Consider the following 21622-nt stretch of genomic DNA (forward strand, 5'->3'; position numbering starts at 1 on the left):
CGCTGAATCCATAGGCCCAGTCCGTCGTCGGTGCCTGCCCCCAGCCCAGACGAGGACCGCCCATGAGCGTCAACAAGGATGCTGTAACCGCCTTGCCGAACGACATCGTTGTAAAAAGTCGTGGTTTCTATACAGCCTATGAAGGCACCAGCGCCGGCGACAACCTGGCCATCGGCGGCACCGCCGCCTTGTACCTCCAGGGAGGCGCCGGGGCGGACACCCTGGTGGCGAGCAGCAATTACGATGTGCTGATAGGCGGTGCCGGGGTAGACAAACTGAGCGGCGGCGCTGGCAGGGACAGTTTCGTCTTCAGCAGGCTCAGCGACAGCTATGGCAACGTCCAGGGCTCCCATTCGGATCTGATCACCGATTGGAGCGCCACTGACCGCCTTGACCTCACCGGACTTGGGCTGGACTTCGCTGACCTGGCTGTCAGCTATGATGCAGCGCGCGATCTCACCTTCGTGCGAGCCGCAGAGGCCAACAGCGCCGGGAATTACTTCGAGGTCCGGCTGCAGGGCAAGCTAGCCCAGCCCCTGACCAAGGACAATTTCGTACTCCGTGTGGATGGGACCGCGGGCGATGATCGTCTCGAGTTGCGTCCTGAAGAGCGTTCTGTCGTCATCAATGGCGGAGCGGGTAACGACAGGCTAACCGACGGGGTAGGCCAGGACAGCACCAGCACCTTCCATGGCGGCGCCGGCGGCGACACTATCCTCACCGTCGCGCGCTGGGACGACGGAGCCCAGAACACCTTCCTCTACACCGCGATATCGGACAGTTTCGTCAATGACAAGACCGGAGCGGCCGCGGTGGATCAGATCTGGTCCGTGCTCAGCGGGCGGGACGTGATCGACGTCTCGGCCCTAGGCTTTACCGCCCTGGGCGATGGTTACAACGGCACCCTCAAGTTCAGCTATGACCGGGTGCATGACTACTATGTGGCGCAGTCCCTGGAAACCGATGCCTGGGGCAATCGCTTCGTGCTGAATTTTCACCTTGACGACTGGTTCCGAGACGGTGTGCCGGATACGGAAGTCGACAAGGGCCTGTTCTATTTCGCAGGCAATACCTCTACCGCTGATGAGTACAACACGGTCACGGGCTCAGACACTGCCGGCGAAGAACTCCAAGCCAACCGCGAAGGGGCCATTCTGACCGGCAACGACGGTGGCGATAACCTCATTGCCGGCGCCGGCGCCGACACATTCGTTTACCTGAGCCGTCACGACAGCATTCAGGGAGAGCCTGTGTCTTCCGATCAGTTGGAGAGAATCTCCGCTGAAGAAGACACAATCTTCGGTTTCGACGTCAGCCAGGACAAGCTGGATGTATCCGCCGCCGGCTTCACAGGCCTGGGGAGCGGCAGCAACGGCACGCTCAAGCTGATCTATGATCCAGCGCAGGGCCAGACGCTATTGCGCAATGACGAATTGCAACGCGACGGCAGCCGTTTCGAGCTGGCGCTCCAGGGGAACCTGGCGACCAGCCTGAGCGACGCCAACCTGATTACCGCGGCGGCCAATCCACCGATCAGTGCCCAGGCTGGGCCTCGCGGGCAAGCGTATTGGGAAGGCACCGCCGCCGCCAACGTCATCACGGCCGCCAGCCAGGCTTCGAACTACCTCTACGGCGATGCCGGCAACGATGTGCTGAGTGGGGGTACAGGCCGGGACGTGCTCGAAGGCGGTACCGGCGTCGACGCCTTGACCGGTGGCGGCACCTCGGGCGACACCTATGTATTCAAGTCCTTGTACGACAGTTATGGCCTGGACGGTATCTCCCATTCCGACCTGATCACAGACTGGAACGCCGCCTCGCGCCTGGACCTCACAGCCTTGGGCTTGCAAAGGGTCGGCGACGGCTACAACGGTGATGTCGCGGTGAGCTACGACGCAGGCGAGAACCTGACTTACGTGCGCTCGCTGGATAACTACCCCTCCAGCTATTACTTCGAGGTGCGCATCCAGGGAGATGTAAGAGACAGCCTTGGCACGCGCAATTTCGTGCTGATGCAGAAGGGTACCTCGCTGGAAGATACCGTCGACCAGCGAACCTCCGAGGCCCAGTACGTACTCGATGGTGGCTACGGGAATGACCAGCTCCACGGCAGCCAGGCGGCTGGCAACGTATTCATCGGTGGCCTCGGCGCGGACCAGCTGCATGGGATCAGCGGCGCGGATACCTACCTCTACAACAGCGTGCGCGACAGTTTCGTCAATGCCCGGGACAACGTTAGCGCCGTTGACCTGATCACTCACTTCGCCTACGGCCAGGGTGACTTGATCGATGTTTCGGCGTTGGGCTTCACCGGGCTTGGGGATGGCTACCACAACACGCTGCATTATGGCTACGACGCCAGCACGGGTCATGTGTTGGTGCAGTCCTTCGACGGCGGCCTTTACGGTGATCGCTTCATGCTCGAGCTGGACTACGCCCGCGCGTTGAAAGCAGGTAGCGGCAGCGACGCGGACCAGTTCATCTTCGCCCAGGGGCCGGGTACCGGCACGGCCTATAACACACTGACCGGCAGCCAGGCTTATGACGTGCTCTACAACCCGGGCGAAAACACCATTTTTGTGGGAGGTGGTGGTGCGGATGCGCTGATTGGCAGCAGCGCCAAGGACAGCTTCCGCTTTGAAACCGCCAGCGACAGCTACCGCGGGCGGGCTGACCTTATCAGAGACTTCGAGCTGAGCAAGGACAAGCTCGATGTTGCCGCCCTCGGCTACACCAGCTTGGGCGATGGCACCGATGGCACGCTGAAGGTGATCTACAACGAGAACCTGGACCGTACCTACGTGCGAAGCCTGGAAGTCGATGGGGAAGGGCACAGGTTCGAGGTGGCGCTGGAAGGCGACTTCACCGGGCTGGCTCACCGTAACTTCGTGTTCGCCAGCGGTACACCCCAGGCAATGGCCGCCAGCCACATGGGCGAGGCTGGTGTGGAGGCGGTGGAGGTAGCGCTGGTTGGCGTTGCGCCGGTGAGCGAGCATCCGCTGACGGCCTGATTGCCATGCCCCGGCCCTTGCGCCAGCCCTGACGTGCCAGGCGGTCCGGCACGTCAGGGTAGGGCAAGCGGGTCAGCCTATCGCCTGGTCGGTATGGGTGTTGGTGACACCGAGCATCTCCACGGCGACCGAGGCCGCGGCCGTACTTGGCTGAGCGAAGAAGATCGTCAGGTCGCTTTGGTCGCCTTCCAGGGTGACCTGGAAGAAACGTCCTTGGCCATCATCCTCCAGGCTACGGACGTAGGTGCGGCCCAGGGCTTCGTTGTAGTCGATCTTCAAGGTGCCATTGAGCCCGTCACCTTCGGCTGTGAAACCCAGGGCCCGCACATCCAGACCATCAGCACCCTGGCCGAAATCGGTGATCACATCGCTGTAGCTTCGATCCGCGGTGCGGTAGCTGTCTTCCGCGCTGTCGAACACGAAGTAATCGCTGCCACTACCGCCGGTCATGCGGTCCATGCCCTTGCCGCCGAACAGTTGGTCGGAGCCGGCGCCGCCATTCAGTACGTCGTTGCCGGCCATGCCATAGAGGCGTTCCTCCGCCGCTGACCCCATAAGCGTGTCGCTGGCGGTGGTTCCGTTGATGTCTACATAGTCATTGCCAAACGAGGACACCACCTCGGGCTGGTCGACCACCGCGAACTGAATGGTATTGGAGCCCAGGTCCTTCAGGTGGTTGCCGGCAAAGGCGATCTGGAACCGATTGCCGGCCTCGTCCAGTTCCAGTGAGCTGAGCCGAGTGATGTCAGCCTGGGCATCGTAGGAGAGCTTGAGCGTGGTGCCCTGGCCATCGCCCAGGCCGGTGAAGCCCAGCGCGGTCAGGTCGATCCGGTCATGCTCGGCGCCGTTGAAATCCAGGATCAGGTCCCGGCCCTGGCTTTTACCCGCGGCATCCACCTGGCTGTCGGTGACGCGGGTGTAAGCAAAGGTATCGGCGCCGGCACCGCCATCGAGACGATCCGAACCCGCGCCGCCGACCAGCCGGTCAGTGCTGCCGCGACCACTAAGCGAGTCATCACCAGCGCCGCCGACCAGAGTATCGCGTCCATGGGTGGTGCCATATAGGGTGTCGTTGCCCCGGCTCCCCTTTACCAGCGACAGGAAGTTCTCACTGGTCAGGCTGTTGCGATAATCTCCGTCCAGAATCAGCTCGAAGGTCTGCCCGCGGGCGTTGGGGTCGAGACTTTTCAGATAGGTCAGGTTGTCCTCGGTGCTATAGCTAAGGGCCAGGGTGCCATTATGGCCGTCGCCCAAGCCCTTGAAGCCAAGACTGGCCACGTCGATGGTGTCGCGGCTGGCATCGAACCCGGTGATGGTGTCGGCAAAACTGACACCTCCTGTGCTGTAGCTGTCGCTGAGTCGGGTGAAGCGGAAGCTGTCATTGCCCTGGTAGCCCGACATCAGGTCCGCCCCCGCGCCGCCTATCAGGGTGTCGTCCCCAGCGCCACCGATCAGCGTATCCCGCCCAGCGCCACCATATGCCAGGGCATCGTAAGCGGCCTGGTAGTGGGAAATGGTGTCGTTCCCCGCGGTGCCGAAGGTCGTCTTCACAACGGCGGTATTGGCCACCGTGCTGGTAGTGCCGACGACCTTGACCTCGCCTTCGGAATTGCCGGCAATGAAGTTATCAAGAATCTGGCTCCTGTCGGTCTGCCCGCGCTCCTCGACCCCGTAAGTCGGGTTGCCAGCTTCGGTAGAGAGCTGGTCGCCAATGGTGTTGCCCTTTATCAGGGTGCCGGTGCTGTCCTGCAGCAGGATTTCCGGCCTTGTGCCGTACTGGACATTGCTGGCGATCTCGCTGGCAACGATCCGGGTGTCCTGGGAGTTTCTGACGATCACCCCCGAGCCTTCATTCTCGGACATCCACATGTCGTCGATAACCGCCCCTTTGGCGTTATCGATCAACACCCCGCTGCCGGTGTTGTTATTGGAGTTGCCTGAGAGCAGTGTCGCGGCCTGGCCCTGGTCGTCGCCGCGCACGATGATGCCACTGCCAGTATTGTAAAAGCTGTGCACGTCCAGCACGGTCAAGGGGCCCGTCACGTCCAGCCCGGTGCCGCCGTTGTCGCTAGTCACGATATCGCTGAGAACGCTGTCTACCAATCCGGCAGCGATGATGCCGCCTCCATCGTTGAAACCGACACGGGCGTTGGTCAATTCAACGCGGCTGCCTTCCCCCCGCAGATCGATGCCATATCCTGAAACGCTGTAGGCGCTTATGTTGTCCAGCGTCACCTGCACCCCATCGCCGATGGACCAGCCGCTGACCTGGCCGTCGAAAGGCGTAAAGGCCCCTACGTTCAGGTTGCTGGCGCCCGTGTTGTTGCCGCTGATGTGGATGATGCCGTCGATGTCCCCGGCGGGGTTCTCGCTGCTTAGCTGGAGGTCGGGCGCAAACTCGCCTAGCCCTTCGAGCTTCACGTTGTCCTTGAGGACCAGCACCGTACCTGGGGACTGGGTGCTGACGATGTATTCGCCATCGGGTATGTACACCGTGCCGCCACCGGCTGCCGCGGCCGCATCGATCGCCGCCTGCAGCGCCTGGGTATCGTCGGTGCGGCCATCGCCCACCGCGCCGTAGTCTTTGACATTGAAAGTGTTCGCCATCGGGTCGTTCCTTGGTCTTTGGAAGATCGGTGCACAGCGCTTGGATCGACCAGAGAATAGGCTATGGATTCCTTTTGGCTGGCGCGCCGCCTGGCGGGCGCTCCGGCCGTTTCTCACCTACCTACCTACCTACCTGCCAGGCGGGAGCGGAGCGCGGATGTGTCACCCATCAATGACCTATTGATGATGGCCTTCATCAGACCAGCCGAAACCCTTCCGGTACTGCCGAATCGCTTGGATCAATCCCCCAACGCGAATGCCACCGCCGCCTGTGCATGGAGCAGCGTGGTGTCGAGCAAGGGAAGGGCGCTGTGCTCAGGCTTGATCAGCAGGCCTATCTCCGTGCACCCGAGGATGATGGACTGTGCGCCCCGAGCAGCTAGGGAGGCTATTACGTGCTGATACACTCTGCGCGACTCATCGCTTATCACCCCGACGCAGAGCTCTTCGAAGATAATCCGATGCACCTCTCGGCGTTCCTGTGCGTCTGGCAACAGTACGGTCAGGCCCATGGCCGTGAGACGGTCTTTCAGGAAAGCCTGTTCCATGGTGAACGCAGTGCCCAGCAAGCCTACCTTCAGCGTTCCACTCTCCAGGGCGGCCTGGCCGGTCGGGTCGGCGATGTGTACAAATGGAATGCCCACCGCCGCCTCGATCGCCGGAGCAACCTTGTGCATAGTGTTGGTACACAGCAGGATGCATTCGGCGCCGCCCGCCTCAAGCCGGCGCGCGGCATCGGCGAGTATTGCCGCGGCATCGTCCCAACGCTCGGCGTGCTGAGCGCGTTCGATGGGCCCGAAATCCACGCTGTACAGCAGCATTTGCGCTGAGCGTAGTGGCCCCAGTTGGTCGCGAACCTGTCGATTGATCAGCCGATAATATTCCGCGGTCGACTCCCAGCTCATACCGCCGATAAGGCCAATGGTACGCATGCTTCGCTCCGGTGGCAGTGGTCAGGCGTGAGAGGTTTCAGTACCCATGATTGTCGGTTGGTACCTTAAGACACCCTGGCGATCATCGCCAGGGGCTATGCTGCAGTTACAGCTGTGGGACCCAGCGCCAGCTGGGGAATGGGCGCCGGGGGAGCTTGGTATTCGGTAGCTTCGCTACCTCCTGCATGGGGTTGCGGGCCCGTCATCTCACTTCGAAGAAACCTGGCCCAGGTCGTCGTCGGAGGTGCCCTTCATATCGCTTTCGCGCAGGTCTTTGACCTGGGCAGGCGTGACGGCCGAGCCCTGGTTGCCCCAGCTGGTGCGAATGAAGTTCACCACATCGGCCACTTGCTGGTCCGACAGGCGCCAGGCGTAGCCGGGCATGGTGAAGCTGGATGGCGCGGTATGGGTCGGGATCAGGGTGCCGCCGCGCAGCACCATCTGTACCAACGAGGTGGCATCGGCGGTCTGGACCACCGGGTTGCCGGCCAGGGCCGGGAATACACGGGTATAGCCCTTGCCGTCGGTGCGGTGGCAGGCGGCGCAGTTGTCCACGTACACCGAGGCTCCCGCCTTGCTGTCGTCGCCCTTCCACAAGGCATCGCCCACCGCGCGGTCATACAGGTGGGGGCTGTCGTTCGGGTTCACCGGCGGTAGGGTTTTGAGGTAGCGGGCGATGGCGGTGAGGTCCGCGTCGCTCATGTACTGCATGCTGTGCTCGACCACGTCGCTCATGCCGCCGAACACGGCCGCGCGGTCGCTGCGCCCGGTCTTGAGGAACGCCACCAGGTCAGCTTCGCTCCAACCGCCCAGGCCGTCTCGATGATCGCCGCGCAGGCTCTTGGCGATCCAGCCCTCCAAGGGTGCAGAACCCGCCAGGAAGTCGCTGCCCTCGGAGGGGCTCAGGGCCTTTTCCTGCAGAGTGATGGCCCGCGGCGTATGGCAGGCGCCACAGTGGCCCAGGCCCTCGACCAGGTAGGCGCCGCGGTCGATCACCTCATCCGCGCCAGTGGCCTGGAACGGCTCTACTTTGGGAGCGAACATGGCGCGCCAGATGGACAGCGGCCAGCGCATGCTCAGTGGCCAGGGAATGTCCACGGGCTTGTTTTCCTGCGCCACGGGCTGCACACCGTGCATGAAGTAGGCGTACAGCGCCTGCATGTCCTCGTCGCTGACCCGGGCGTAGGAGGGGTAGGGCATGGCGGGGTAGAGCGTGCTGCCGCTCTTGCCGATGCCGTGCCGTACGGCCTGGTCGAAGTCTTCGAACGAATAACCGCCGATGCCGCTGCTGTCCGGGGTGATATTGGTGGAATAGATGGTGCCGATGGGGGTTTCCATGGGCAGCCCGCCGGCGAAGGGCTTGCCGCCCTTGGCAGTATGGCAGGCGACGCAGTCACCGGCGCGCGCCAGGTATTCCCCCTTTTTCACCAGGGCATCGGGGCTGTTTTCCGCGGCCCATGAAGGCAGGCTGGCCAAGGCCAGGGCGGCGATGAACACTGTTTTCATGGTCATCGCTCCTTATGCCTGCACCAGCGGGCCGGGGTTCTTGAGGTATTGCTCGCGGATGGCCCGCGCTGACCAATAGGTGAGCGCGGCGACCAGCCCGGTGGGGTTGTAGCCAAGGCCCTGCGGGAAAGCCGATGCCCCCGGCACGAACACGTTATGCACGTCCCAACTTTGCAGGTAGCGGTTCAGGGCACTGGTCCTGGGATCGGTCCCCATGATGGCCCCGCCATTGAGGTGCGTCGTCTGGTAGGTGGTAGCGTCGAAGTGGCTGTTGAACTCGCGCTTGTGGGCAAAGATGGCCTTGGGGTTCATGGCCTTGGCGATCTCTGCCAGCTTGTCGACCATGAATCGGGTCATCTTGATGTCGTTCTCTTTCCAGTCGAAGGTCATGCGCAGCAATGGCTGGCCATAGGCATCGGTGTACACCGGGTCCAGGTCCAGGTAGTTGTCGCGGTAGGACTGATGCGCCCCATGGGAATTCATCGACATGTGGTGGGTGTAGTAGTCCGCCGTGGCGGCCTTCCATTTGCTGCCCCATTTGGGCGTACCCGGAGGGGTGGTCACCCCGGCGATGGGCTTGGTACCGGCCTGGTTGCACCAGAAGGGCGAGCCGCCCACGAAGCCATGAGGGCCGTGGTCGAAGTTGTCGGCGTTGAAGTCGTCGATGGCGACGCCATTGCCGCCCGCCCCGATGAAGGGGTTGGTGTGGTGCTGGTCCTTGTCGAAGAACGCCTTGACGCCGGCTTCGTTCTGGTAGGCGAAGTTACGTCCCACCACCCCTTCGCCGGTCTTGGGGTCGTAAGGCTTGCCGATTCCCGACAGCAGCATCAGGCGCACGTTGTTGAACTGGAAGGCGCCGATGATCACGATGTCCGCAGGCTGCTCGAACTCCCGGCCCTGGGCATCCACATAGGTTACGCCCGTGGCCAGTTTCTTGTCCGGGGTGAGGTTCACCCGCAGCACATGGGCGCCGGTACGCAGCTCGAACAGCGGCTCCTGGCGCAGCGCCGGAAGGATGTTCACGTTGGGCGATGCCTTGGAATACATGTAGCAGGCGTAGCCACTGCAATAGCCACAGAAATTGCAGGGGCCCATCTGCGCGCCATAGGGATTGGTGTAGGGGCCAGAGGTATTCGCCGAGGGCAGGTTGTAGGGGTGATAGCCCAGCGAGGCGGCTGCCTGCCCGAACACCTGGGCAGACACCGTATTTTTCTGGGCGGGCAGCGGGAAGGGATTGGAGCGATCGGGCGCGAAGTAGTTGCCGCCCTTGCCCTGGCCGACAATCTCTCCCTTTACCGACCAGGCTGTGCCCGAGGTGCCGAACACCTTCTCGGCGAAATCGAAGAAGGGTTCCAGTTCCTCGTAGCTCACGCCGAAGTCCTGGATGGTCATGCCTTCGGGGATGAACTTCTTGCCATAGCGTTCTTCGTAATGGCTGCGCATGCGCAGCTCCATCGGGTCTACCCGAAAGTGCACCCCGGACCAATGCAGCCCAGCGCCGCCTACGCCAGTGCCTGGCAGAAAGGCGCCGAACTGGCGGTACGGCACCGCTACATCATTCACGCTATGGCGCAGGGTGACGGTTTCCTTGGAAATGTCCATGAACAGCTTTTTGCGCGAGTTGAACGTCAGCTCGTCCATGGTCTGCGGGTAGACGCCGTCCGGATAGGTGTCGCGCATCGGGCCGCGCTCGAGGGCGACCACGTCCAGGCCGGCCTCGGTGAGCTCCTTGGCCATGATCGCGCCTGTCCAGCCGAAGCCCACGATCACTACGGTTTTCTTGTCCAGTACCTTGGCCATGCTCAGCTCCGCGCGCCGTTGATGGAAACAGGCGGGAAGGCATAGCGCTCGTCACGCTCCACCCAGTCCATGAAGTCGGCGCGGGCGCCAGGGAAATTGATCAGCTTCCAGCCCACCAGGTGCTTATTGCCGCCATGGATCGGGTCGCAGAAAAAGCCCTCTTTGGTATTGCTCCAGAGCATGCTGAAGAAGGTCCCGGCCGGCAGCGCGTCGAAGCTTGCCTTGTTGTCGTCCAGGGCGTGCAGCACCTGCTCCTGCTGATCGTTGCTCAGCGCAACGAAGGGCTTGCCGTAGGTCTTGCGGCAGTAGGCATCGGTTTCCAGGATACCCAGCCGGTAGATTTCCTGAGGGGACAGCTTGAGCTGATAGCCCAGTTCGGCGGGCGCGTCGGGATGGAAGGGGCCTTGCATGTACCACAGGCCACCGCTGCCGTAGGTAGTGTTCATCTGGCGATCGATGAACTCGGGCACCCCGGCTTCCACAGCGCCCGGGCCGCGCTCGTCGCTGGGTATCAAGTGGGCGACCGCTGCCTGCAGGAAAGCCCACTCCTCCTGAGTGAAAAAGGTAGGGTGATAATCCACGACCTCGCCGGATTCTTTCGGCGGGGCGGGAACGGGGGCAGGCGTGGCGGCCAGCACCTGGCTGCCGACACCGCTGCCCGCCAGCGACACGACGGGAATCAGGGTCAAGGATTTGCGCAGAAAGTCTCGCCTGGCGTCTGAGTGGCCAGGTTTATCATTGGTCGCCATCAAGGCATCTCCCTCGGGGGGTGGATCACGGTGGTTACTGCAAGCGAGAAATCAGCGAGGGAGATTGTTTTTGCTTTTATAAAGAGTACCCAGGAAGGGCAGTATCGAAATCGATAGGAAGCTACGCTGTTTGACGAATGGTAGCAGATGTCTGCGACGATGTTACATCTTGCAATACATTGAGATTGATGCTGGGCTGATCTTATGCTGATGAATCAATTGGAAGGATGCGATGACCCGTGTGAAAGGTCCTGGCGCCCAGAGGGTGATCTGACCGCGTCGCCCCGGCCCTGACCTCAAGCCGCTACGACGCTTGCAGAAGCGCTACGGAAGTGGCGGCCGTGCGGGTTTCCACGCCCAGTTTCACGAAGATATGCTCCAAGTGTTTGTTCACGGTCCTGGCGCTGAGACCAAGAATGTCGGCGATGTCCTTGTTTGTCTTGCCACAGGTCACCCAGTGCAGCACTTCCAGCTCGCGCTCGGTGAGCGAAAAACGCTTTGCCAAGTGATGCTTGCCTTCCAGGCTCTGCAAGTTAGGGGCAGTCGACCTGGGTATCGAATGAGCGGCCCGGAGTCTGCGAGCGGTGCGTAGATGCGCCGCGACGCGCGCCAGAAGCTCCTGGCAGTCGATCGGTTTGGTCACATAATCCACTGCCCCGGCGGAAAAGCCTTCGATCACATGATTGCTTTCGGTAAGCGCGGTCATGAACAGCACGGGAATGTCGGCGAAGGCATCGTCGGCCTTGATGGCCCGGCAGGTCTGGAAGCCATCGAGGCCGGGCATCAGCGCGTCGAGCAGAATAAGGTCAGGGTGGCGCTTTTCCAGGCGTTGCAGGGCGCCAGCGCCATCCATCGCCACCAGCACCCGGTAGCCTGCATCGTCGAGCGCGCCGTGCAGCAGGGCCAGGTTCTGCGGTTCATCGTCGACGATCAATACCGTTCCGATATCCTGCGTATCAGCCGTGGTGTTCATTCAGTGCCTCGCTAAGGGCTTGCGCCAGTTGGTCGAGCTCGAAGCCACGGGCCAGGTCGCGCCATTGCGCGATCAGTTCGGCACTGGCCGGATGGCGGTTGCGAAGGTGTTCGAGCGCGCGCTCGATGCCACGAACGTAGCCCTGGGCGCACAGCTCGATGATCGGAGCCAGTTCCTCGGTCATCAACGGTTCCCGGGCGGCGGGTTGGGTGATGGCGGGCGGCAGGCTCGGTTGCCGGCGCCACTCAATGTCCAGGTGGCGTTGGAGCGCACCGAGCAATACGGGCAGGTCGAAGGGCTTGGCCAGGTGCTCGTTGCACAATGGGCTGCCGTGTTCGCTGATATCGTCGGCCAGCGGGGTGACGTTGGCCGACAGCACGATGATAGGCGCCGTAAAACCGGTATTGCGACGGATCAGCCGGGCGCATTCCAGGCCGCCCATGCCTGGCATGGCCAGGTCCAGCAGCACCAGGTCGGGCGCGCCCAGGGCCACCTGGCGGATGGCATCCTGCCCATTGGCGGCTTCATGCATCAGGAAACCCAAAGGCATCAGCATCTGCTGGATCACCATGCGGTGGGCCGGGTTGTCATCGACCACCAGGATATGGCGAGGGCGCCCGTGGTATCCGATGACGTCGTGATCACGATGGATGACTGCCTGGGGTACCCGCACCTGTGACAGGAACAGCCGCAGTTGGAAACGGGTACCTACACCCGGTTCACTGTGCACTGTCAGTTCCCCGCCCATCAGCGAAGTGAGCAGGCGGGTGATGGTAAGGCCCAGCCCGACGCCGTCGTCCCTGCGCGATGGCGCCGCCCGCTCGAAGGGCTGGAAGATCGCGTTCAGCTGCGCAGGGGCGATACCGATGCCGGTGTCGATGATTTCAAAGGTGGCGGTCTCTCGCAGGTAGCTTACATGCAAGCGTACCTGGCCCACGTCGGTGAAATTCACGGCATTGCCGAGCAGGTTGATCAGGATTTGTCGCACCCGCTTCTCGTCCGCGCGTACCACCGCGGGCAGGCGCGCCTGGCATTGCAGCACGAACTCCAGGCCCTTGGCTCGCGCCAGGGGCGCGACCATCTTCCCGACGTCCGCAACGAATTGAGGGAACAGCACCTCTGAAGGCTCAAGCCTCAGCTTGCCGGCCTCGATACGGGCAACATCCAACAGGCCCTCGATCAGTGACAGCAGGTGGGAGCTGCTGCGGTTGATGATGGCCAGCGCCTCCTGATGCTGCGCGCGCAGGTCGATGTCGCGTTGCAGCACCTGGGTAAAGCCCATGATGCTGTTCAGGGGGGTACGCAATTCATGGGAAAGGCCCGTGACGTAGCGGCTCTTGGCCGCATTGGCTGCCTCGGCCGCCTCCTTGGCCGCCTGCAGGGCCTGGTCAGTCTTGTGGTGAGCATCGATTTCCTGGATCAGCAAGGCGGTCTGGCGGTTGGACTCTTCCTGTGCCACCTGGCGGCTTTCCCGGGTGAGCACCACCCACCAGGCAAGCACCCCGGCAAATAACGTCAAGGTCAGGAAGGCTTTGACGAGCGCCAGCTGCAAGGCCTCTTGTGCTTGCGGTTGGCTGGCCAGCCCAGGCGCCACCTGGGTATAGACCAGGGCCAGGGCACCACTGAGCATTAGCATGAGCACCCCCAGCAATGCCAGGTAATGGGCCAGCCGCGTATGCAGATAGGCCTGGCGCAGCCCTGGCATCACCCTGAGCAGCAATGCCTCGAACTGTTCCGATAGCCGTGCGCGAGGCTTGCATTGGTCCAGGCAGCGCGCTTCCAGCGAGCAGCACAGGGAGCAGATGGCGCAGCCATAGGCGGGACAGCTGGCCATGTCTGGCAGCTCGAAAGTGTTGTTGCAAAGGCCGCACAACCGGGGGGGCGGCACGGTTCCCGAGGAGTAGATCAAGGCCTCGTCGTTGGCCCGGGCCATGTAGTAGCGCCCTTTGCTCAACCAGGCGATCAAGGGGGCCAGCAGCACCGCCGCGCTGAATGCCACGAGCGGCGGCGCTGCCTGGGCGAACGGCCCCAGCACGCCAAACCATGCCAGGAGCGACAGCACGGAGGCGATCAGCATCGCGCCTACCCCTACCGGGTTGATGTCATATAAATGGGCGCGCTTGAATTCGATATGCCGGGGCGACCAGCCCAGGGGCTTGTTGACCACCAGGTCCGCGACCAGGGCGCCAATCCAGGCAATCGCGACGTTGGCATAGAGCCCCAGTACCCGCTCGATGGCTTGCAGCACCCCGAGCTCCATCAGGGTCAGCGCGATCACTACGTTGAATACCAGCCATACCACCCGCCCCGGGTGACTGTGGGTAACCCTGGCGAAGAAGTTCGACCAGGCGAGGGAGCCGGCATAGGCGTTGGTGACATTGATCTTGACCTGCGAGACGATGACGAACAGCACCATCAGGGCCAGCGCCCATTGCGGCGAAGCGGTCACATGGCCAAACGCGACCAGGTACATCTGGGTCGGTTCGCTGGTACGTTCCAGCGGCACCTCGTGTTGCAGCGCCAGGAACGCCAGGAAGGCGCCGCCCAGGATCTTGAGGGCGCCTGGAATGATCCAGCCCGGCCCGGCGAGCACCACGGCGGCCCACCAGCGCTTGCGGTTGGCCTGGGTCTTCTCGGGCAGAAAACGCAGGTAGTCCACTTGCTCCCCGATTTGGGTCACAAGCGAGAGCACCACGCTGGCGGCGGCGCCAAAGTAGAGCAGGTTGAACTCGCCGCTGTCCCCCAGCCGGCCATTGAAGGTCATCCACTGCCCGAGCGCGTCGGGTTGCTTGGCAAGCACGAACACGTAGGGCACCACCAGCAAGCCGAGCCACAGCGGCTGTGTCCATATCTGCAGGCGGTTGATCAGCCCAATGCCGTAGGCCACCAGGGGTATGACCAGCACCGAGCACAGCACATAGGCCAGCCCCAGCGGAATGGGCAGGTACATTTCCAGCGCCAGCGCCATGATCGCCGCTTCGAGGGCGAAGAACAGGAAGGTGAAGGACGCATAGATCAGCGAAGTGATGGTAGAGCCGATATAGCCGAAGCCCGCGCCTCGGGTGAGCAGGTCCATGTCGACACCGTAGCGTGCCGAGTAATAGCTGATCGGCAACCCGGTCAGGAATATCAACAGCGCTACCGTTGCCACGGCCCAGAGCGTGTTGGTGAAGCCGTAGCTCATCACCAGCGTACCGCCCACCGCTTCCAGCGCCAGGAAAGAGACGGCGGACAGCGCCGTATTGGCGATCCGGAACTCGGACCATTTGCGCGCGCTGATGGGCGTGAACCTCAGTGCGTAGTCCTCCATGGCGTCGTCGGCCACCCAGCGATTGTAGTCACGGCGGATCTTTACGATGCGTTGGGTGCCCAGCTTGGCCACGGCGACGCTCCTGTAGTTTCCCCGGAGCGAGCAATTTGCATGCCCTTCGTACCGATTCTGTCGACCTGTAACGGTTCGGCGGGTACGTCATTTGACGTACCCGGCCAGTCAGTCAAATGACGTACCGCCTACGTCATGCGCCTTATAACCCCCCAGGCCGGGCTGCGGCCATCCTGTGCCGCAGATGCCGCGAAGTGGGTCGCGGCGCACTCAGGGCACAGGAGCGGGGAACATGCATTCGATTAACAGGGGGAGCACAGGTCGCTTCGTGCTGGCGGCAGCGGTGATGTCGATGCTGGCCATGGGCATAGGTTCGCCGCGGGTATGGGCGGACGATGCCAACACGACCGGACTGGCGATCACGCCCAGCGAAGTGACGGTCGGGCAGCTGCACTCGGCCACCGGTACCATGGCCATTTCCGAAACCGGCTCGATCCAGGCCGAGCGTCTGGCCATCGAGCAGATCAACGCGCAGGGCGGGGTGCTCGGCCGGCAGATCAAGATCATCCAGGAAGACGGCGCTTCGGACTGGCCCACCTTCGCCGAGAAAGCCCGCAAGCTGTTGGTCAATGACAAGGTGGCCACAGTGTTCGGCTGTTGGACCAGCGCTTCGCGCAAGGCGGTCTTGCCAGTGTTCGAACAGCAGAACGGATTGCTCTACTACCCCACCTTCTACGAAGGCCTCGAACAGTCCAAGAACGTCATCTACACCGGCCAGGAAGCCACCCAGCAGATCCTCGCCAGCCTGGACTGGATCGCCAAGACCAAGGGCGCCAAGAGCTTCTACCTGATCGGCTCGGATTACATCTGGCCACGCACGGCCATGAAGATCGCGCGCAAGCATATCGAGAACGTGCTGCACGGCGAAGTGGTGGGCGAAGACTACTACCCACTGGGCAATACCCAGTTCGGCTCCCTGATCAACAAGGTCAAGCTGAAGAAACCCGATGCCGTGTTCGCTGCCGTGGTCGGGGGCTCGAACGTAGCGTTCTACAAACAGCTCAAGGCCGCGGGGGTGACCGCCGCCAAGCAGAACCTGCTGACCATTTCCGTCACCGAGGACGAGCTGCTGGGCATTGGCGGTGAAAACATGGCCGGCTTCTTTGCTTCCATGAAGTACTTCCAGAGCCTGGACAACCCCAACAACAAGGCTTTCGTCGAAGCCTTCAAGGCCCGATATGGCGCCAACGCAGTGATCGGTGACGTCACCCAGGCAGCCTACCTCGGCCCCTGGTTGTGGAAGGCCGCGGTAGAGAAAGCCGGTAGCTTCGATGTGGACAAGGTAGTCGCGGCCTCGCCCGGCATCGAACTCAAGACCGCGCCCGAAGGCTACGTGAAAGTGCATGAAAACCACCACCTGTGGAGCAGGACACGCATTGGCGAAGCGCAGGCCGATGGCCAGTTCAAGGTGATCGAGGAAAGTGAGCTGATCGAGCCCAATCCCTTCCCCAAAGGCTACCAGTAATCACCCTGGCGGGGCCTTCACCGGCCCCTTTCCTGGACCCACGGGAGGCCCCTTATGGAATGGCTATCGGAGTTCGGCGCTATCGCGGCCATGCAGGCGTTCAACGGTTTGTCCGTGTTCTGCGTGCTGCTGCTCATGGCCCTGGGCCTTGCGATCATCTTTGGCCAGATGGGTGTGATCAACATGGCCCATGGCGAATTTCTCACCGTAGGTGCCTATACCACCTATGTACTCTCAGGCTTGACCCTGCACTACGCCCCGGCGCTGCAGCCGTACTATTTTTTCCTCGCGATCATCGTCGCCTTCTGTGTGGCCGGGGCCATCGGCTGGCTGGTGGAGTGGGCGATGATCAGCCGCCTCTACCACCGCCCACTCGATACCCTCCTGGCCACCTGGGGGCTGTCATTGATGATGCAGCAGGCGCTGCGCTCGATCTTTGGCGCGCGTGAAGTGAGCGCCGAACTCCCCGAATGGTTGATGGGCTCGGTCAGTCTCGGTGATGCGCTGGATATTCCGCGCAACGGCCTGTTCACCGTTGCGCTCACGCTGCTGCTGACCGCCGGCCTGTTCCTGATGCTGTACCGCTCGCGCTGGGGCTTGCAGATGCGCGCTACCGTGCAGAACCGGGTGATGAGCCGGGCGGTGGGCATCGATACCAAGCGCGTGGACCGCATGACCTTCGCCCTGGGCTGCGGCGTGGCCGGGGTCGCGGGGGCAGTCTTCACCACCATAGGTTCCACCGGGCCTACCGCGGGCTCGCTGTACATCGTCGATACCTTCCTCACCGTAGTGTTCGGCGGCGCGGCCAGCCTGCTCGGCACCATCGCCTCGGCCTTTGCCATAGCCCAGACCCAGTCGATCTCGGAATTCTTCATGAGTGGCTCGATGGCCAAGGTACTGACCCTGTCAGCGGTGATTTTCATCCTGATGCTGCGCCCGCAAGGGTTGTTCGCCAGCAAAGTGCGCAAGTGAGGCTCTCCTGATGAAAACCCTGGACAAATTTCTCGGTGGCCGCCAAGGAACGCTGGGCCTGCTGGTGCTGGCCCTGCTGATCCTGGTGGTGTTCCCGCTGGCCTTGGATGGCTTTCGCCTGAACATGGTGGGCAAGTACCTGACCTACGCCTTCGTCGCGGTAGGCCTGGTGCTGTGCTGGGGGTACGGCGGCATCCTCAGCCTGGGCCAGGGAGTGTTTTTCGGCCTGGGCGGCTACTGCATGGCCATGTTCCTGAAGCTGGAAGCCTCCGACCCCATCGCCACCAAGATCCAGACCACACCGGGCATTCCTGATTTCATGGACTGGAACCAGCTGACCGAGCTGCCGGCCATGTGGCAGCCGTTCCACAGCTTCGGTTTCACCCTGCTGGCGGTGGTGGTCGTCCCGGTGCTGCTGGCCCTGGTCATCGGCCTGGCGCTGTTCAAGCGCAGGGTAGGGGATGTGTATTTCTCCATCGTGACCCAGGCCATCGCGCTCATCCTGACCGTGTTGATCGTGGGCCAGCAGGGCTTGACCGGGGGCGTCAACGGCATCACCGACCTCAAGACCCTGCTGGGCTGGGACATCCGCACCGATACCGCCAAGTCGGTGCTGTATTTCGTGAACGCGGGCCTGCTTCTGGGGTGCGTGGTGCTGGCCAAGCTGGTGCTGGCTTCCAAGCTGGGCCGCTTGTTGATGGCAATGCGCGACAAGGAGGAGCGGGTGCGTTTCAGTGGCTACGACGTATCGAGCTTCAAGATATTCGTGTTCTGCATGGCCGCTGCCTTCTCCGCCATCGGCGGGGCCATGTTCACCTTGCAGGTGGGGTTCATGTCGCCCTCGTTCGTGGGCATCGTTCCCTCCATCGAAATGGTCATCTTCGCCGCTGTTGGCGGTCGGCTGTCGCTGCTCGGCGCGGTTTATGGCGCGCTGCTGGTCAACTTCGGCAAGACCTATTTCTCCGAAAGCTACCCGGAGCTGTGGCTGTACCTGATGGGCGGCCTGTTCATCGTCGTGGTGATGTACCTGCCAAACGGCCTGGCCGGGCTCTGGGCCACCTCCCGCCGGCGCCTGCTCGCCCGGCGCGCCGCCACCCCTGTGAAAGACGTTGCGCTGGAGGGTCAGCCATGAGCGCGAAGGCAGTCGGTTTCGAAATGAACAAGCCGGTGTTGGCGGTCGAGGGGCTGACGGTGTCATTCGACGGCTTCAAGGCGGTCGATGACCTGAACCTCTATCTGGACCGCAACGAGGTGCGAGTGGTGATCGGGCCCAACGGCGCGGGAAAGACCACCTTGCTGGACCTCATCTGCGGCAAGACCCGGGCCACCGCCGGCAGCATCCGCTTCAAAGGACAGGAGCTGACGCGCAAGGCCGAATACCAGATCGTGCGCGCTGGGGTAGGGCGCAAGTTCCAGACCCCGTCCATCTATGAAGCGCTGACGGTATTCGAAAACCTGGAGATGAGCTACCCCGCCGGGCGCAAGGTGCTGGGCGCGTTGCTGTTCAAGCGCAGCGCCGAGGTCATTGCCCGGGTCGAGCAGGTGGCGGCTGAGATCTTCCTCGCCGAGCGCCTGCACAGCGAGGCCGGGCTGCTTTCCCATGGCCAGAAGCAGTGGCTGGAAATCGGCATGTTGCTCATGCAAGACCCTGAGCTGCTGATGCTCGACGAGCCGGTGGCGGGCATGAGCGTCAGTGAGCGCGGGCAGACCGCCGAGCTGCTCAAGCGCATCAGCCGCAACCGTTCGGTACTGGTGATCGAGCACGACATGGACTTCGTGAAGAGTATCGCCCACAAGGTCACCGTGCTGCATCAGGGCAGGGTGCTGGCCGAAGGCAGCATGGACGCCGTGCAGAGCAACCCGAAAGTCATCGAAGTGTATCTGGGCCACTGAAGGAAGCTGCCATGTTCAGCGTTGACCAATGGGCGTCTGGCTACGGCCAGAGCCAGATCCTGCATGACCTCGACTTGAATGTCGCCCAGCGCGAGATAGTCGCGGTGATGGGCCGCAACGGCATGGGCAAGACCACCCTGTTCAAGAGCCTCATGGGCATCCTGCCGCAATGGCGCGGCCAGCTCAGCGTCGACGGTGTCGACCTGTCTGGCTTGCCGACCCATCGGCGAGTGATGGGGGGGCTGGCCTATGTACCCCAGGGCCGCATGATTTTCTCTCACATGACAGTACTGGAGAACATCCAGACCGGGCTTCCGGCAAGCGCCGGCGGACAAGTGCCCGAGGACCTGTATGCGCTGTTTCCCGTGCTCCATGACATGCGCGGGCGCAAGGGCGGCAACCTTTCCGGCGGCCAGCAGCAACAGCTGGCCATCGCCCGGGCGCTGGCCACCGAGCCCAAGGTGCTGCTGCTCGACGAGCCTACCGAGGGTATCCAGCCCTCCATCATCAAGGACATCGCCCGCACCCTCAAAGACATCCGCCACTTGCGTGACCTGACCATCGTGGTGAGCGAGCAGGTGCTGAGCTTCACCCTGGAAATCGCTGATCGATTCCTGGTGATAGAGAAAGGGCGCTTCGTCGTCGAAGAGTCCCGCGTCAGCGTCGACGAAGCCAGCATCGCCCGCTATTTGTCCGTTTAACCCAAGGAGCCTGTAATGACCGACACCCTGATCAAAGTTGACCTGAACCAGCCTGCCACCGAAAACGAGCAGGTTCACAATCGCTGGCACCCGGACATTCCCATGGCCTGCTGGGTCAAGCCAGGTGAAGACTTCATCCTGGAAACCTACGACTGGACCGCCGGGGCGATCAAGAATGACGACGACGCCAGCGATGTGCGAGATGTCGACCTCTCAACCGTGCACTATCTTTCGGGGCCAGTAGGGGTACAGGGCGCCGAGCCGGGTGACCTGCTGGTGGTCGACCTCCTGGATATCGGGGCCCGCGCCGATTCGCTGTGGGGGTTCAATGGCTTCTTCTCCAAGACCAACGGCGGCGGCTTCCTGACCGACCATTTTCCCTCTGCACAGAAAGCCATCTGGGATTTCAACGGCCTCTATACGCGCTCGCGGCACATCCCCGGAGTCGAATTCGCCGGGCTGATCCATCCTGGGCTCATTGGCTGCCTGCCGGACCACAAGCTGCTGGAAGACTGGAACCGCCGTGAACAAGCGCTGATCGATACCGACCCGGGTAGAGTGCCACCGCTGGCCAATCCTCCCTTCGCCGCCACCGCTCACATGGGCAAGCTCAAGGGCGAGGCGCGCGACCGTGCCGCCGCCGCGGGCGCGCGTACCGTGCCGCCGCGCGAGCATGGCGGCAATTGCGACATCAAGGACCTCTCGCGCGGATCGAAGATCTACTTCCCCGTCTACGTAGACGGCGCCGGGTTGTCCGTGGGTGATCTGCACTTCAGCCAGGGCGACGGGGAGATCACCTTCTGCGGCGCGATCGAGATGGCCGGCTGGGTGCACATGCGGGTGCAATTGATAAAGGGCGGCATGGCCAAGTACGGCATCAGGAACCCCGTGTTCAAGCCCAGCCCCATCGTGCCCAACTACAATAATTTCCTGATATTCGAAGGCATCTCGGTCGATGAACAAGGCCAGCAGCACTACCTGGATGTGAATGTCGCCTATCGCCAGGCCTGCCTCAACGCCATCGAATACCTGACCAAGTTCGGCTACAGCCGTGCCCAGGGTTATGCCCTGTTGGGTTCGGCGCCTGTGCAGGGCCATATCAGCGGCATCGTGGATATCCCTAACGCCTGTGCGACCCTATGGCTGCCGACCGATATCTTTGAATTCGACATCAACCCCAGCGCCAGCGGCCCCACCAGGCATCTGGACGGCAGTATCGACCTGCCCATCGCCCCTGACCAGTAGGGAGTCGGCTAATGCCTATCTATGACTACCAGTGCCCCGCCTGCGGGCCTTTCACGGAGCTAGGCGCCATGGCCAGCAGCGCGGCCCCCTGTCCCTGCCCACGTTGTACGGAATCCAGCCCGCGGGTAATGCTCAGCGCACCGCGCCTGGCGCTGGTGGCCAGCGATAGACGCAAGGCGATGGAGATCAACGAGCGCAGCCGACACGCGCCCAAGGAGAGCCGCCAGCATGGCAATGGTTGCGGCTGCTGTTCCCCGGCCAAACCCCCCGCAGGGACTGCGCGGGGGGCGATCAAGGGCAAGCCAGGCGCAAGGCCCTGGATGATCAGCCACTGATAGTGCCGAAGCGACAAGGACGATGACCGGGTGGCTCCGCTACCCGGTGCT

The 21622-nt window shown here is 62.5% G+C and carries 15 protein-coding genes; 8 read left to right on the forward strand and 7 right to left on the reverse strand.

The features are described 5' to 3' along the window. The first annotated feature begins 62 nt into the window (after positions 1 to 62). Positions 63 to 3011 carry a M10 family metallopeptidase C-terminal domain-containing protein gene (locus tag ACP691_RS05570; protein ID WP_426152938.1) on the forward strand — a complete coding sequence of 983 codons (2949 nt, stop codon included), beginning with the start codon at positions 63 to 65 and terminating at the stop codon, positions 3009 to 3011. Positions 3012 to 3083: 72 nt separating this feature from the next. Here the strand turns inward: ACP691_RS05570 and ACP691_RS05575 are convergent, their stop codons facing one another. The 7 genes from ACP691_RS05575 to ACP691_RS05605 form a co-directional block, all read right to left on the reverse strand. Then, positions 3084 to 5618, reverse strand: coding sequence for a M10 family metallopeptidase C-terminal domain-containing protein (locus ACP691_RS05575; RefSeq protein ID WP_426152940.1), 2535 nt, complete (start codon positions 5616 to 5618; stop codon positions 3084 to 3086). A 239-nt stretch (positions 5619 to 5857) separates the two neighbouring features. Continuing rightward, positions 5858 to 6550, reverse strand: a complete 693-nt coding sequence (locus ACP691_RS05580) for an aspartate/glutamate racemase family protein (protein ID WP_426152942.1) — start codon at positions 6548 to 6550, stop codon at positions 5858 to 5860. Between the two features lie 207 nt (positions 6551 to 6757). Further along, positions 6758 to 8056 (reverse strand): c-type cytochrome, encoded by a 1299-nt coding sequence (locus tag ACP691_RS05585; protein ID WP_426152944.1) that lies wholly within the window; start codon positions 8054 to 8056, stop codon positions 6758 to 6760. 12 nt (positions 8057 to 8068) lie between these two features. After that, the gene (locus ACP691_RS05590) at positions 8069 to 9856 is read right to left on the reverse strand and encodes a GMC family oxidoreductase (protein ID WP_426152946.1); all 1788 of its coding nucleotides are present in this window, start codon (positions 9854 to 9856) and stop codon (positions 8069 to 8071) included. Positions 9857 to 9858: 2 nt separating this feature from the next. Continuing rightward, positions 9859 to 10605 (reverse strand): gluconate 2-dehydrogenase subunit 3 family protein, encoded by a 747-nt coding sequence (locus ACP691_RS05595; protein ID WP_426152948.1) that lies wholly within the window; start codon positions 10603 to 10605, stop codon positions 9859 to 9861. Positions 10606 to 10909: 304 nt separating this feature from the next. Further along, positions 10910 to 11578 (reverse strand): response regulator, encoded by a 669-nt coding sequence (locus ACP691_RS05600; protein ID WP_426152949.1) that lies wholly within the window; start codon positions 11576 to 11578, stop codon positions 10910 to 10912. Beyond that, complete coding sequence (locus ACP691_RS05605; protein WP_426152951.1) at positions 11562 to 14960, reverse strand: hybrid sensor histidine kinase/response regulator; 3399 nt, start codon at positions 14958 to 14960, stop codon at positions 11562 to 11564. The genes ACP691_RS05600 and ACP691_RS05605 overlap by 17 nt, the downstream gene beginning before the upstream one ends. 286 nt (positions 14961 to 15246) lie before the next feature. Here ACP691_RS05605 and urtA point away from each other — a divergent pair, with 286 nt between their 5' ends. From urtA to ACP691_RS05640, 7 genes are read left to right on the forward strand one after another with little or no spacing between them, the layout of a single operon-like run. Continuing rightward, positions 15247 to 16425, forward strand: coding sequence for an urea ABC transporter substrate-binding protein (urtA, locus tag ACP691_RS05610; RefSeq protein WP_426153014.1), 1179 nt, complete (start codon positions 15247 to 15249; stop codon positions 16423 to 16425). 54 nt (positions 16426 to 16479) lie between these two features. Beyond that, entirely contained in the window at positions 16480 to 17397 is a 918-nt protein-coding gene (urtB, locus tag ACP691_RS05615) for an urea ABC transporter permease subunit UrtB (RefSeq protein WP_040262472.1), read from the forward strand. A gap of 10 nt (positions 17398 to 17407) precedes the next feature. Continuing rightward, positions 17408 to 18529 carry an urea ABC transporter permease subunit UrtC gene (urtC, locus tag ACP691_RS05620; RefSeq protein ID WP_426152954.1) on the forward strand — a complete coding sequence of 374 codons (1122 nt, stop codon included), beginning with the start codon at positions 17408 to 17410 and terminating at the stop codon, positions 18527 to 18529. Then, positions 18526 to 19290: an urea ABC transporter ATP-binding protein UrtD gene (gene urtD, locus ACP691_RS05625; protein ID WP_426152956.1), complete on the forward strand. Its 765-nt coding sequence runs from the start codon at positions 18526 to 18528 to the stop codon at positions 19288 to 19290. Before urtC ends, urtD begins: the two co-directional genes overlap by 4 nt. 11 nt (positions 19291 to 19301) lie before the next feature. After that, positions 19302 to 19991 carry an urea ABC transporter ATP-binding subunit UrtE gene (urtE, locus tag ACP691_RS05630; RefSeq protein WP_426152958.1) on the forward strand — a complete coding sequence of 230 codons (690 nt, stop codon included), beginning with the start codon at positions 19302 to 19304 and terminating at the stop codon, positions 19989 to 19991. A gap of 15 nt (positions 19992 to 20006) precedes the next feature. Next, positions 20007 to 21236 (forward strand): formamidase, encoded by a 1230-nt coding sequence (gene fmdA, locus ACP691_RS05635; protein WP_426152960.1) that lies wholly within the window; start codon positions 20007 to 20009, stop codon positions 21234 to 21236. An 11-nt stretch (positions 21237 to 21247) separates the two neighbouring features. Next, the gene (locus ACP691_RS05640; RefSeq protein ID WP_426152962.1) at positions 21248 to 21571 is read left to right on the forward strand and encodes an FmdB family zinc ribbon protein; all 324 of its coding nucleotides are present in this window, start codon (positions 21248 to 21250) and stop codon (positions 21569 to 21571) included. Positions 21572 to 21622 lie beyond the last annotated feature (51 nt).

It is taken from the genome of Pseudomonas sp. DC3200b2 (genome assembly GCF_049895785.1).
GTDB classification, from domain to species: domain Bacteria; phylum Pseudomonadota; class Gammaproteobacteria; order Pseudomonadales; family Pseudomonadaceae; genus Aquipseudomonas; species Aquipseudomonas massiliensis.

Bases quoted from the DNA above. Each gene is read 5' to 3' on its own strand.
- fmdA (WP_426152960.1), top strand. From the start codon at position 20,007: ATGACCGACACCCTGATCAAAGTTGACCTGAACCAGCCTGCCACCGAA.
- urtC (WP_426152954.1), top strand. From the start codon at position 17,408: ATGAAAACCCTGGACAAATTTCTCGGTGGCCGCCAAGGAACGCTGGGC.
- ACP691_RS05575 (WP_426152940.1), bottom strand. From the start codon at position 5,618: ATGGCGAACACTTTCAATGTCAAAGACTACGGCGCGGTGGGCGATGGC.
- ACP691_RS05590 (WP_426152946.1), bottom strand. From the start codon at position 9,856: ATGGCCAAGGTACTGGACAAGAAAACCGTAGTGATCGTGGGCTTCGGC.
- urtB (WP_040262472.1), top strand. From the start codon at position 16,480: ATGGAATGGCTATCGGAGTTCGGCGCTATCGCGGCCATGCAGGCGTTC.
- urtE (WP_426152958.1), top strand. From the start codon at position 19,302: ATGTTCAGCGTTGACCAATGGGCGTCTGGCTACGGCCAGAGCCAGATC.
- ACP691_RS05640 (WP_426152962.1), top strand. From the start codon at position 21,248: ATGCCTATCTATGACTACCAGTGCCCCGCCTGCGGGCCTTTCACGGAG.
- ACP691_RS05595 (WP_426152948.1), bottom strand. From the start codon at position 10,605: ATGGCGACCAATGATAAACCTGGCCACTCAGACGCCAGGCGAGACTTT.
- urtD (WP_426152956.1), top strand. From the start codon at position 18,526: ATGAGCGCGAAGGCAGTCGGTTTCGAAATGAACAAGCCGGTGTTGGCG.
- ACP691_RS05570 (WP_426152938.1), top strand. From the start codon at position 63: ATGAGCGTCAACAAGGATGCTGTAACCGCCTTGCCGAACGACATCGTT.
- ACP691_RS05580 (WP_426152942.1), bottom strand. From the start codon at position 6,550: ATGCGTACCATTGGCCTTATCGGCGGTATGAGCTGGGAGTCGACCGCG.
- ACP691_RS05585 (WP_426152944.1), bottom strand. From the start codon at position 8,056: ATGAAAACAGTGTTCATCGCCGCCCTGGCCTTGGCCAGCCTGCCTTCA.
- urtA (WP_426153014.1), top strand. From the start codon at position 15,247: ATGTCGATGCTGGCCATGGGCATAGGTTCGCCGCGGGTATGGGCGGAC.
- ACP691_RS05600 (WP_426152949.1), bottom strand. From the start codon at position 11,578: ATGAACACCACGGCTGATACGCAGGATATCGGAACGGTATTGATCGTC.